General features: G+C 60.2%; 10 protein-coding genes. 5 read left to right on the forward strand and 5 right to left on the reverse strand.

Annotated elements, in window-relative coordinates; genetic code table 11:
- The first annotated feature begins 86 nt into the window (after positions 1-86).
- Entirely contained in the window at positions 87-2408 is a 2322-nt protein-coding gene (locus ACU680_RS25470) for a hybrid sensor histidine kinase/response regulator (RefSeq protein ID WP_367085266.1), read from the forward strand.
- Here ACU680_RS25470 and ACU680_RS25475 read toward each other — a convergent pair.
- From ACU680_RS25475 to msrB, 3 genes are all read right to left on the reverse strand, one after another.
- A complete protein-coding gene (locus tag ACU680_RS25475; RefSeq protein WP_448180857.1) occupies positions 2392-2853 on the reverse strand; it encodes a MarR family winged helix-turn-helix transcriptional regulator in 462 nt (153 codons plus the stop codon). The two genes, ACU680_RS25470 and ACU680_RS25475, sit on opposite strands and share 17 nt — an antisense overlap.
- The gene (locus ACU680_RS25480) at positions 2850-3335 is read right to left on the reverse strand and encodes a glutathione peroxidase (RefSeq protein ID WP_367085268.1); all 486 of its coding nucleotides are present in this window, start codon (positions 3333-3335) and stop codon (positions 2850-2852) included. Before ACU680_RS25480 ends, ACU680_RS25475 begins: the two co-directional genes overlap by 4 nt.
- A 203-nt stretch (positions 3336-3538) precedes the next feature.
- A complete protein-coding gene (msrB, locus tag ACU680_RS25485; protein WP_448180858.1) occupies positions 3539-3934 on the reverse strand; it encodes a peptide-methionine (R)-S-oxide reductase MsrB in 396 nt (131 codons plus the stop codon).
- Positions 3935-4157: 223 nt separating this feature from the next.
- Between msrB and ACU680_RS25490 the strand changes: the two genes are divergently transcribed.
- Together ACU680_RS25490 and htpX are read left to right on the forward strand one after the other, a co-directional pair.
- Positions 4158-5369, forward strand: a complete 1212-nt coding sequence (locus ACU680_RS25490; RefSeq protein ID WP_003226761.1) for a pyridoxal phosphate-dependent aminotransferase — start codon at positions 4158-4160, stop codon at positions 5367-5369.
- 303 nt (positions 5370-5672) lie between these two features.
- A complete protein-coding gene (gene htpX / locus ACU680_RS25495; protein ID WP_007964827.1) occupies positions 5673-6560 on the forward strand; it encodes a protease HtpX in 888 nt (295 codons plus the stop codon).
- 200 nt (positions 6561-6760) lie between these two features.
- Here the strand turns inward: htpX and ACU680_RS25500 are convergent, their stop codons facing one another.
- The gene (locus ACU680_RS25500; RefSeq protein WP_448180859.1) at positions 6761-7408 is read right to left on the reverse strand and encodes a thiopurine S-methyltransferase; all 648 of its coding nucleotides are present in this window, start codon (positions 7406-7408) and stop codon (positions 6761-6763) included.
- 104 nt (positions 7409-7512) lie between these two features.
- On the opposite strand from ACU680_RS25500, the gene ACU680_RS25505 reads away from it, so the two are divergent.
- Positions 7513-8280: a DODA-type extradiol aromatic ring-opening family dioxygenase gene (locus ACU680_RS25505; RefSeq protein WP_448180860.1), complete on the forward strand. Its 768-nt coding sequence runs from the start codon at positions 7513-7515 to the stop codon at positions 8278-8280.
- A gap of 165 nt (positions 8281-8445) precedes the next feature.
- On the opposite strand, the gene ACU680_RS25510 is transcribed toward ACU680_RS25505, so the two are convergent.
- Entirely contained in the window at positions 8446-10119 is a 1674-nt protein-coding gene (locus ACU680_RS25510; RefSeq protein WP_007964821.1) for a DEAD/DEAH box helicase, read from the reverse strand.
- A 421-nt stretch (positions 10120-10540) separates the two neighbouring features.
- Between ACU680_RS25510 and ACU680_RS25515 the strand changes: the two genes are divergently transcribed.
- Positions 10541-11332, forward strand: a complete 792-nt coding sequence (locus tag ACU680_RS25515; RefSeq protein ID WP_448180861.1) for a crotonase/enoyl-CoA hydratase family protein — start codon at positions 10541-10543, stop codon at positions 11330-11332.
- The last annotated feature ends 194 nt before the right edge of the window (positions 11333-11526 follow it).

An 11526-nucleotide genomic window follows, 5' to 3' on the forward strand; every position in this document is an offset into this window, starting at 1 on the left:
TTACAAGGCGATTCGGGAACCTCGGTATCCATACATGATCGACTATGCTTGAGCAGCGAAGGGAAACGGAAGTGGTTCAACACCCCATGGATATCAAATTCACCCACCGGCTGTCTTACAAGCAAGCCAGATTCACTGTGCTGGTCGGGTTCATTCTGGGCACGCTGCTCAGCCTGCTGCAGATCGGCATCGATTATGCCAGCGAAGACGCCTCCATCAACCGTGAAATCCTGTCTTTGCTGGAAATCAGCCACAATCCGGCGTCGCGTATCGCCTACAACATCGACGCGGAACTGGCGCAGGAACTGACCCTGGGCCTGTTACGTTCGCCGGCGATCATCTCGGCGCAATTGACCGACAACAACGGTAATGTCCTGGCCAACGTCAAACGCCCGGAGCTGCAAAGCGGTTATCGGGTGATCAGCGACTTCCTGTTCGGCGCCAAGCGCCAGTTCGAAGACCGCCTGTACCTCGATCACCTGCCCGAAGAATCACTGGGCACGCTGAGTCTTGAAGTCGACACCTACGCGTTCGGCAGCCGCTTCCTGCGCCGCGCCGAAGTCACCCTGCTCAACGGCTTTGCCCGCAGCCTGATTCTCACCGGGATCCTGCTGGCGCTGTTCTACGTGATGCTGACCAAGCCACTGGTGCGCCTGATCCGGGAACTTAGCGCGCGTGACGCACGCAGTGCGGAACCGACGACCCTGGAATGTCCGGCCGGCCACGCCAATGACGAGATCGGCGTACTGGTCAAAGTCGCCAACCAGCAGTTCGACAACATCGCCACGGAAATCCAGCAACGGCGCAACGCGGAAAACCGCCTGACCGACTACCTCGGGCAACTGGAACACATCGTCTCGGCCCGCACCGCCGAGCTCAAGGCCATCAATACCCGGCTCAGCCAATCCAACGAGGAACTGGAGGTGGCCCGCAGCACCGCACTGGACATGGCCGAAGCGCGCTCGGCATTCCTCGCCAACATGAGCCACGAGATTCGCACCCCGCTCAATGGTCTGCTGGGGATGATCGCCCTGTCCCTCGATGGGCCGCTGAATGCCGAGCAACAGCAACAACTGTCGATTGCCCATGACTCGGGCAAGGTGTTGGTCGAGCTGCTCAACGATATTCTCGACCTGTCCAAGTTCGATGCGGGGCAACTGGAGCTGGAACACATCCCGTTCGACCTCGGCTCGCTGATCGAGGACACCGCCAACCTGCTGTCGCAAAACGCCGCGCCCAGCGTCGAATTGACCTGCCTGATCGATCCACACTTTCCGGCGCTGGTGCTGGGGGATCCGACCCGGGTACGGCAGATTGTCAGCAACCTGCTGTCCAATGCCCTGAAGTTCACCCGCTTCGGTCGGGTCGATGTGCGTTTGTCAGCGCATAACGACGGGGTGCGCATCGAGGTCTGTGACACCGGCATCGGCATCGCCCAGGAAGCCCAGGTGAAAATCTTCCAGCCGTTCACCCAGGCCGGTGCCGGCATCACGCGGCAGTACGGCGGCACCGGCCTCGGCCTGGCACTGACCTACAACCTGTGCGAGGCCATGCAAGGCCGGCTGACCATCAGTTCCGAGGCCGGTTTCGGCAGCCAGTTCTGTGCCGATCTGCCATTGCCGTGTCACACCCGGGCGGTCATGCCCCCGCCGCTGCACGGCAAGGTACTGGCGATCACCGCTGCCAGCAGCGGCTTGGCGGAACTGCTGAAGACATTGTTGCCGGTGTGGGGCGTGACTTATGAACAGCGCACGATGGACGACCCGTTGCTGGGCCTGTCACCCGATCTGCTGATCACCGATTGCCCGGAATGCCTGTTCAGTCTGCGCCCGACCCTCAGCGCGCCAATTCTCGTTGTCACCGCTTATGGCAGTTTCATGCCCAGCGAAGAGGCCGCCGCGCTGGCGCCATTGCAGCAACAGGCCCGACCACTGGCGCGCAACGCGCTGTATCAGATCCTGCGGCGCATCCTGCTGGCGGACGTCACCATGATCAACGATACGCAGCTCGAGAGCCTGCCGGTTCGGCGGCGCGCAAAGGTGCTGCTGGTGGAAGACAACCCGGTCAACCAACTGGTGGCCAAAGGCATGCTCGGCAAGCTCGGTTGCGATGTGGTGGTCGCTGCCCACGGCGCCGAAGCGCTGGATCAACTGGAGCACGATGAATTCGATCTGGTACTTATGGATTGCAACATGCCGGTGATGGACGGCTACGAAGCGAGCCGGCAGATTCGCCAGAGCGGGCGCTGGCCGCACCTGCCGATCGTCGCGCTGACTGCCAACGCCATGTCCGAAGAACGCGAGCGCTGCCGTGCGGCCGGCATGAGCGATTATCTGGCCAAGCCGTTCCGCCGCGAAGAGCTGGCGGCCCTGCTCGACCAGTGGATTCCGGCTACGTCAGCGCTTTGATCTGCCCCAGCAGCTGATCGAGGCCGTTACGCAAATCGTTGAGCCGATCAAGGTCCACCCCGCTGTCGCACAACAACCGCGCCTTGAGCGGCCCGACCTGCTCGCGCAACGCCTGGCCTTGCGCGGTCAGGCTCAGGTGCACTTCACGCTCGTCGCGCGCCGAGCGCTGGCGCTGCACCCACTGCAATTGTTCAAGGCGCTTGAGCAACGGCGTCAGGGTGCCGGAATCCAGCGCCAGACGCTCGCCCAAGGCCTTGACCGTCGGTTGCGCCGGCGCACTGTCCTGCCATTCCCACAGCACCAGCATCGCCAGGTACTGCGGATAGGTCAGGCCGAGCTGATCGAGCATCGGCTTGTAAGCACGAATCACCGCCCGGGATGCGGCATACAACTTGAAGCACAACTGACTGTCGAGCCTCAGCGAATCGTCGGGCAGGCTGTTCATTTGAGCAGGGCTTCGATCTCGCCGCTGATGTCCTGCGGCTTGGTGGTCGGGGCGAAACGCTTGACCAGTTGCCCATCCTTGCCGATCAGGAACTTGGTGAAGTTCCACTTGATGCCCTCGGAGCCGAGCAGACCCGGAGCGCGTTTTTTCAACTGCACGAACAATGGATGCGCGTCAGAACCGTTGACGTCGATCTTCTTGAACAGCGGGAAACTCACGCCGTAGTTCAGCTCACAGAACTCGCTGATCGCGCCTTCGTTGCCCGGCTCCTGCTTGCCGAACTGATTGCATGGAAACCCCAGCACCACCAGGCCCTGATCCTTGTAGGTCTGCCACAACTCTTCCAGGCCTTTGTACTGCGGGGTGAAGCCGCACTTGCTGGCGGTGTTGACCACCAGAACCGCCTTGCCGGCGAAATCGGCCAGGGTCTTTTGCTCACCCTTGATGGTGATGACAGGAATATTCAGCAGGTTGTCGCTCATGATCCGCACTCTGAATTCTGGAAGAAGGCGTAAACATAGCGAGCAATTAAATTGCGTGCAATTTAATTAACTGCACATAACCCTGTAGGAGCTGCCGAAGGTTCGGGCCGCGTTCGGACGATCTTTTGATCTTGAAAATCAAAAGATCGCAGCCTTCGGCAGCTCCTACAGGGTGGATCAAGCGCACCGGTCGAGCGGGCAATTCATTCGCGCGGCTCGAGATTCAGGCACACCGAGTTGATGCAATAACGCAAGCCAGTCGGTGGCGGGCCATCGGGGAACACGTGGCCCAGATGCGCGTCGCAGCGGGCGCATTTGACCTCGGTGCGGATCATGCCGTGGCTGGTATCGCGGATTTCGGTCATGGCGCTTTCGCCGATCGGCGCGTAGAAGCTCGGCCAGCCGCAGCCGGAATCGAATTTGGTCGCGGAGTCGAACAGCGGCTCATTGCAGCAGACGCAGTGATAGACGCCGTCAGTCTTGGTGGCGTTGTATTTGCCAGAGAACGGTCGCTCAGTGGCGCTCAGGCGACATACGTTGTACTGCTCGGGGTCGAGCATCGCCCGCCATTCTTCCAGGGTTTTTTGCAACTTTTCCATCGTCACACCTCAGCGGCTGAAAAAGCCCGATCTGTACCTTTTCCACGGATCGGGTGGCACGTATGATTGCGCCTCGTCACACGCCAGTCTGGCAGCCAGACCGGGCGCATTCAAACGGATTCTCGGCGCCACGGCGCAAGACTCCGCCTGTGCGAAGACGCAGGAATCCCAGTACGGTTGGCCATCCGCCGTCTGGATCGTTCATTTTCGGGATCACATCGCCATGCAGTTCAGCAAATCGAACAAGCTCGCCAACGTCTGCTACGACATTCGCGGCCCGGTGCTCAAGCACGCCAAACGTCTGGAAGAGGAAGGCCAGCGCATCCTCAAGCTGAACATCGGCAACCCGGCGCCGTTTGGTTTCGAAGCGCCGGACGAAATTCTCCAGGATGTGATCCGCAACCTGCCGACGGCCCAGGGCTACAGCGATTCCAAAGGCCTGTTCAGCGCCCGTAAAGCGGTGATGCAGTACTACCAGCAAAAAAATGTCGAAGGTGTCGGCATCGAAGACATCTACTTGGGCAACGGCGTGTCCGAGCTGATCGTGATGTCGCTGCAGGCACTGCTCAACAACGGCGACGAAGTGCTGGTACCGGCCCCGGACTATCCGCTGTGGACCGCTGCCGTCAGCCTGGCCGGCGGCAACGCCGTGCACTACCTGTGTGACGAGGGTGCCGACTGGTTCCCTGATCTGGCCGACATCAAGGCCAAGATCACCCCGAACACCAAGGCCATGGTGATCATCAACCCGAACAACCCGACTGGCGCGGTGTATTCGAAGGAAGTGTTGCTGGGCATGCTGGAAATCGCCCGCGCGCACAACCTGGTGGTGTTCTCCGACGAGATCTACGACAAGATCCTCTACGACGACGCCGTGCACATCTGCACCGCTTCGCTGGCCCCGGACCTGCTGTGCCTGACCTTCAACGGCCTGTCGAAATCCTACCGCGTGGCCGGTTTCCGCTCCGGCTGGATCGCCATCTCCGGGCCGAAACACAATGCCCAGAGCTACATCGAAGGCATCGACATGCTGGCCAACATGCGCCTGTGTGCCAACGTGCCGAGTCAGCACGCGATCCAGACTGCCCTTGGCGGTTATCAGAGCATCAATGACCTGGTGCTGCCGCAAGGTCGCCTGCTAGAGCAGCGCAACCGTACCTGGGAGTTGCTCAATGACATTCCGGGCGTCAGCTGCGTCAAGCCAATGGGCGCCCTGTACGCGTTCCCGCGAATCGACCCGAAGGTTTGCCCGATCCACAACGACGAGAAGTTCGTCCTCGACCTGCTGCTCTCCGAGAAGCTGCTGGTGGTGCAAGGTACGGCCTTCAACTGGCCGTGGCCGGATCACTTCCGCGTAGTGACCCTGCCCCGTGTCGACGATCTCGAGATGGCCATCGGCCGCATCGGCAACTTCCTCAAGTCCTACCGCCAGTAACCGGTCGACAGTGCGCAACGGCCCGAACGTTGCGCACTGTCTGATTCAGCAACACTTCTGCCCTCCCCGCCTCGCAGGGCCTTCTACACTTGCGATTCGTATAGTCCACACGCCTATGGCGCAGTGGTGGCGGGTGGCGGCTGGCTGTCAGCCCTTTCGGTTTCGGTCGTGGGCAATGGCCTGCCTCCCCGGAATCCGCTGTAGGACACAGTTTGAAATAGTCACTCAGTTGAATCACCCCGTGCCGCACCTTATATACCCCGCAGTACGCTACATCTTTAGCTTGAGGAGATTTCTACAACCATGATGCGCATCCTGCTGTTTTTGGCCACTAACCTGGCGGTCGTGCTGATAGCCAGCATCACCCTGAGCCTGTTCGGCTTCAACGGGTTCATGGCGGCCAACGGGGTTGATCTCAACCTCAGTCAGCTGCTGGTTTTCTGTGCGGTCTTTGGTTTCGCCGGTTCACTGTTCTCGCTGTTCATCTCCAAGTGGATGGCGAAAATGAGCACCAGCACCCAGATCATCAGCCAGCCACGTACCCGGCATGAGCAATGGCTGCTGCAAACCGTCGAGCAACTGTCCCGCGAAGCCGGGATCAAGATGCCCGAAGTCGGTATTTTCCCGGCCTACGAAGCAAACGCCTTCGCCACCGGCTGGAACAAGAACGACGCGCTGGTCGCGGTCAGCCAGGGCCTGCTCGAACGCTTTTCGCCGGATGAAGTGAAAGCCGTTCTGGCCCACGAAATCGGTCACGTGGCCAACGGTGACATGGTCACCCTCGCGCTGATCCAGGGCGTGGTGAACACCTTCGTGATGTTCTTCGCCCGGATCATCGGCAACTTCGTCGACAAGGTGATTTTCAAGAACGAAGAAGGCCAGGGCATCGCCTACTACGTGGCGACGATCTTCGCCGAACTGGTACTGGGCATTCTCGCCAGCGCCATCGTCATGTGGTTCTCGCGCAAACGCGAATTCCGCGCCGACGAAGCCGGCGCACGTCTGGCGGGCACCAACGCGATGATCGGTGCGCTGCAACGCCTGCGCGCCGAACAGGGCCTGCCTGTGCACATGCCGGACACCCTCAACGCCTTCGGCATCAACGGTGGCATCAAACAGGGCTTTGCCCGCATGTTCATGAGCCACCCGCCGCTGGAAGAGCGTATCGACGCGCTGCGTCGTCGCGGTTGATCGGTTTGGCACAGTAACGAAAAGGCCCGCAGTGATGCGGGCCTTTTTTGTACTCGGGGGTTATGCGCTGCCTGTTCTGGCCTCATCGCTGGCAAGCCAGCTCCCACAGGGTTTTGTGGTGTTCTCTGGATTTCTGATACAACGGGGATCACTGTGGGAGCTGGCTTGCCAGCGATGAGGCCGGCCCTGCCAATAAAAACCTATCGGCCAGAAACCCGATAAACCCGCTCCTCCAACCGCGTCACTCCCGCCTGCAGAAACTTCCAGCTCTCCCCCAGCACATCCTGCTCTTCCAGCGTCCGCACCTGCCAGACATCACCCAGCAACCGCTGCACTTCATCATCCCCCACCGCAAACGGTGGCCCTGGCATCTGCGCCTGATCGTAATCCAGGGAAATCAACAGCCCTTGCACACTTCGCGGCAGGATTTGCTGCAGATGCGCCGCATAACGTTCACGCATCGGCGCTGGCAAGGCGATCAGCGCGGCGCGGTCGTATAACGCGGTGCAATCGGCTACATCGCTTGCTGTCAGCGCAAAAAAGTCACCGCACCACAACTCGATGGCGTCACCGCTATATACCTTGAACGCACCCTTCTGGCTGATCTGCGGCTGCACCTGATGCTCCCTGAAAAAGTCCTCAATAGCCTTTTCCGACAGTTCGATCCCGAGCACCTGATGACCGCGCCCGGCCAGCCACGCCAAATCCAGACTTTTCCCACATAACGGCACGAGCACTCGCGCCGTTGCCGGTACCGCCCAGTGCCGCTGCAGATACGGGTTCACCTCAGGCAGATGAAAGCCGATCTGATTGGATTCCCACTTCTTGTGCCAAAACTCAGGCTGCATGCATCACCCCAAAAAATTCGATCAAAAGGCGTTAAAACTTATATTAGATTTAGATCAATGATCTGACTGAAGATGAGGCCATCTTACCGCTCAGGAACCTTTCCATGTTTCCCAGCCTGTTTATCTCCCACGGCTCACCGATGCTGGCCCTGGAACCCGGTGCCAGTGGCCCGGCTCTTGCGCGCCTGGCTGCCGAACTGCCGCGGCCGAAAGCCATCGTGATTGTCTCCGCGCATTGGGAAAGCCAGGAGTTGCTGGTCAGCAGCAACCCTCGTCCAGAAACCTGGCACGACTTCGGCGGCTTCCCGCGCGCCCTTTTCGAAGTGCAGTACCCGGCACCGGGGGATCCGCAACTGGCGGCCGAAGTGGCTGAATTGCTTGACACCGCGCATCTGCCGGCACGCCTCGACCCGCAACGCCCGTTCGATCACGGCGTGTGGGTGCCACTGTCGCTGATGTACCCGCAAGCGGATATTCCGGTGGTGCAGGTGTCGCTGCCGAGTCGCGGCGGCCCGGTGTTGCAAACCCGTGTCGGACGAGCGCTGGCGACGCTGCGCGAGCAAGGCATTCTGCTGATCGGCTCCGGCAGCATCACCCACAACTTGCGCGAACTGGACTGGCACGCCGGCCCGGACAGTGTCGAGCCATGGGCCAGGGATTTTCGCGACTGGGTCATCGACAAGCTTGCAGCCAACGACGAAGCGGCTCTGCACAACTACCGTCAGCAGGCACCCAATGCCGTGCGCAGCCACCCGAGTGATGAGCATTTGTTGCCGCTGTATTTCGCACGGGGTGCCGGGGGTGAGTTCAACGTGGCGCACCAGGGGTTCACCATGGGTGCATTGGGCATGGACATCTATCGCTTCGGTTAAAGGCAGATCAAAAGATCGCAGCCTGCGGCAGCTCCTACATTTGGAATGCATTTCTCCTGTAGGAGCTGCCGCAGGCTGCGATCTTTTGATCTTGAAAGACAGGCATAAAAAATCCCCGAACCAGTCGGGGATTTTTTATGTGCGATCAATCAGCCCAAGGGCGGATCAATCTTCGCGGTAGCGACGCAGTTTCAGCTGCTTGCCAGCGACGCGAGTGTCCTTCAGCTTGGTCAGGAGTTTGTCCAGACCATCTTCCGGCAGCTCGACGAGGCTGAAGCTGTCACGCACCTGGATGCGACCGATCGCTTCGCGGGCCAGACCACCTTCGTTGAGGATCGCGCCCAGCAGGTTCTTGGCGGCGATACCGTCACGCGCACCCAGCGCGGTACGGCAACGGGCACGGCCTTCGCCCAGAGGCATTGGCGCGCGACGCTCGCGGTCACCACGATCAGGACGATCACCGGAACGCTCAGGACGGTCGCCACGCGGTGCGTTGTTCGGCACCAGTGGACGTTCCTTCTCGATCGCTGCCAGGTTCAGCGCCTGACCATTAGTGGCCTTGCGCAGCAGAGCAGCGGCCAGTGCACGCGGAGTGCAACCGATGTCGGCAGTCAGACGATCCAGCAGTTCGCCGTGAGTCGACTCGGCATCAGCGACCAGCGGCGACAGGCTGTTGGTCAGTTTCTTGATGCGTGCATCGAGAACAGCCTGAGCGTCCGGCAGACGCACTTCGGCAACCTTCTGACCGGTGACACGCTCGATCACTTGCAGCATGCGGCGCTCACGTGGAGTCACCAGCAGCAGCGCACGACCTTCGCGACCGGCACGGCCGGTACGGCCGATACGGTGCACGTAGGATTCCGGATCGTACGGCATGTCCACGTTGAACACGTGGGTGATGCGCGGAACGTCCAGACCACGGGCAGCCACGTCGGTCGCGACAACGATGTCCAGACGGCCATCTTTCAGCGAGTCGATCACGCGCTCACGCTGGTTCTGGGCGATGTCACCGTTCAGCGCAGCGGCTTTGTAGCCTTTGGCGTCGAGGGCGCTGGCCAGATCCAGGGTCGCTTGCTTGGTGCGCACGAACATGATCAGAGCGTCGAAGTCTTCCACTTCCAGCAAGCTGAGAACGGCAGAGGTCTTCTGGTCAGCGTGAACCAGCAGGTGAGCCTGCTCGATCGCGGTAACGGTCTGGGTCTTGCTCTGGATCTTCACGTGCTTCGGATCGCGCAGATGGCGCTCGGCGATGGCACGGATCGACTGCGGCAGGGTCGCCGAGAACAATACGGTCTGACGGGTTTCCGGCATGGCCTTGAAGATGACTTCCAGGTCGTCCATGAAGCCCAGTTTGAGCATTTCGTCTGCTTCGTCCAGAACCAGATGGTTCACGGTAGCGAGGACTTTTTCGTCGCGACGCAGGTGGTCGCACAGACGGCCCGGAGTGGCGACAACGATCTGTGCGCCATTACGGATTGCTTTCAATTGTGGGCCCATCGGCGCGCCGCCGTAGACAGCCACAACAGTTACGCCCGGCATTTGCTTGGCGTAGGTTTCGAAAGCGGTTGCAACTTGTAGCGCCAACTCACGAGTTGGGGCCAGGATCAGAGCTTGCGGCTCGCGCTTGGACGGATCAATGCGGTGCAGGATAGGCAGGGCAAAGGCAGCGGTTTTACCGGTACCGGTTTGCGCCTGACCAATCATATCGTGACCGGCGAGGATGATCGGGATCGACTGCTGCTGAATGGCCGAAGGCTCTTCATAGCCGGTAGCGACTACTGCAGCGACAATATTGGGATGAAGTTCAAGAGCGGCGAAGCCGCCGATTTCCTGGGTCATGGGTCTGCCTCTAAGTGCATCCGCAAAGACCCATGCTCCAAAGCTGCACATGCCGTGTTGAGACTCAAGAGTCGCCCTGGCAGCTTTGTCGGCGGGGATTTGCGAAAACGTATGAATGAAAAAGAATCGTCAAGGAAGAGCCCGCAGTGCGGACGTGCAGCCGAAGCTGACTTCGGGGAATTGCGCTACCTAAACGCGGCCCGGTTAAAGGCCGGCGCGCACTATACCGGAATTTGCCCGAAAAGGGAGCTTTTTTTATCAGCTGAATCGCTGTGTCACCGCTGTGTAACGGGGTTTTGCGGATAATCGCGCGAAGGTCTATTTTGCAAAGGCCCGGCCTTGCGGGCGATGACGCTTAAACGATTCACCGATGTGCGGCATACCGTCGCTGCACCCGCCCTTCCCGCCCGAGGATTTACCCATGAATCAGCCCTGCCCCGGCCGCGTCAGCCGTGAACGTCGTGGTCATGTCCACCTGATCGGCCTGGACCGAGCGGCCAAACGCAACGCGTTCGACCTCGATCTGCTCAACGCGCTGAGCCTGGCCTACGGTGAGTTCGAGGCCGACAGCGAGGCACGAGTAGCCGTGGTGTTCGGGCATGGCGAGCACTTTACCGCCGGTCTGGATTTACTGAATGCGAGCTCTGCGCTTGCCGAAGGCTGGCAGGTTCCGACCGGTGGTTGCGACCCATGGGGTGTTTTCGTCGGACCGCGAGTGAGCAAACCGGTGATTGTTGCCGCGCAGGGCTACTGCCTGACCATCGGCATCGAGTTGATGCTGGCCGCCGATATCAACCTGTGTGCGAGCAACACCCGCTTCGCGCAAATGGAAGTGCAGCGTGGGATTTTTCCTTTTGGTGGCGCGACTTTACGTTTTCATCAAGTGGCGGGATGGGGCAACGCGATGCGCTGGTTGCTGACCGGAGACGAGTTCGATGCACACGATGCGCTGCACCTGGGCCTGGTACAGGAAGTGATGGCCAGCGAGGATCTGTTGCCCCGCGCGATTGAGTTGGCCGAGCGAATTGCCCGACAGGCACCGCTGGGTGTGCAGGCGACGCTGATGTCGGCGCGGCAGGCGCGGTATGAAGGTGAGACGGCGGCGGCACAGGGGTTGCCGGTGCTGGTGAAGAAGTTGCTGGGGAGTGAGGATGCCAAGGAGGGGGTGAGGTCGCTGGTTGAGCGGCGCCCTGGAATCTTCAAAGGGATCTGAGAAAACGGGTGCTCTTCAGGCCCTCTTCGCGAGCAAGCTCGCTCCCACATTTGGAATGCATTTCAAATGTGGGAGATTCTATGTTGCTCAGCAACCCTAGAATCTCAAACTGATCGGTATTCGCCCTGATTCTTCATCAGGGTGAATGCCACTCGGCAGAGCTTGCGAGCAAGAGCTACCAATGCCTGTGTTTT

It is taken from the genome of Pseudomonas sp. LF020, from assembly GCF_053456425.1.

Coding starts and splice junctions, on each gene's coding strand:
- msrB (WP_448180858.1), bottom strand. CDS start 3,934: ATGGAAAAGTTGCAAAAAACCCTGGAAGAATGGCGGGCGATGCTCGAC.
- ACU680_RS25505 (WP_448180860.1), top strand. CDS start 7,513: ATGTTTCCCAGCCTGTTTATCTCCCACGGCTCACCGATGCTGGCCCTG.
- ACU680_RS25515 (WP_448180861.1), top strand. CDS start 10,541: ATGAATCAGCCCTGCCCCGGCCGCGTCAGCCGTGAACGTCGTGGTCAT.
- ACU680_RS25480 (WP_367085268.1), bottom strand. CDS start 3,335: ATGAGCGACAACCTGCTGAATATTCCTGTCATCACCATCAAGGGTGAG.
- ACU680_RS25510 (WP_007964821.1), bottom strand. CDS start 10,119: ATGACCCAGGAAATCGGCGGCTTCGCCGCTCTTGAACTTCATCCCAAT.
- htpX (WP_007964827.1), top strand. CDS start 5,673: ATGATGCGCATCCTGCTGTTTTTGGCCACTAACCTGGCGGTCGTGCTG.
- ACU680_RS25470 (WP_367085266.1), top strand. CDS start 87: ATGGATATCAAATTCACCCACCGGCTGTCTTACAAGCAAGCCAGATTC.
- ACU680_RS25500 (WP_448180859.1), bottom strand. CDS start 7,408: ATGCAGCCTGAGTTTTGGCACAAGAAGTGGGAATCCAATCAGATCGGC.
- ACU680_RS25475 (WP_448180857.1), bottom strand. CDS start 2,853: ATGAACAGCCTGCCCGACGATTCGCTGAGGCTCGACAGTCAGTTGTGC.
- ACU680_RS25490 (WP_003226761.1), top strand. CDS start 4,158: ATGCAGTTCAGCAAATCGAACAAGCTCGCCAACGTCTGCTACGACATT.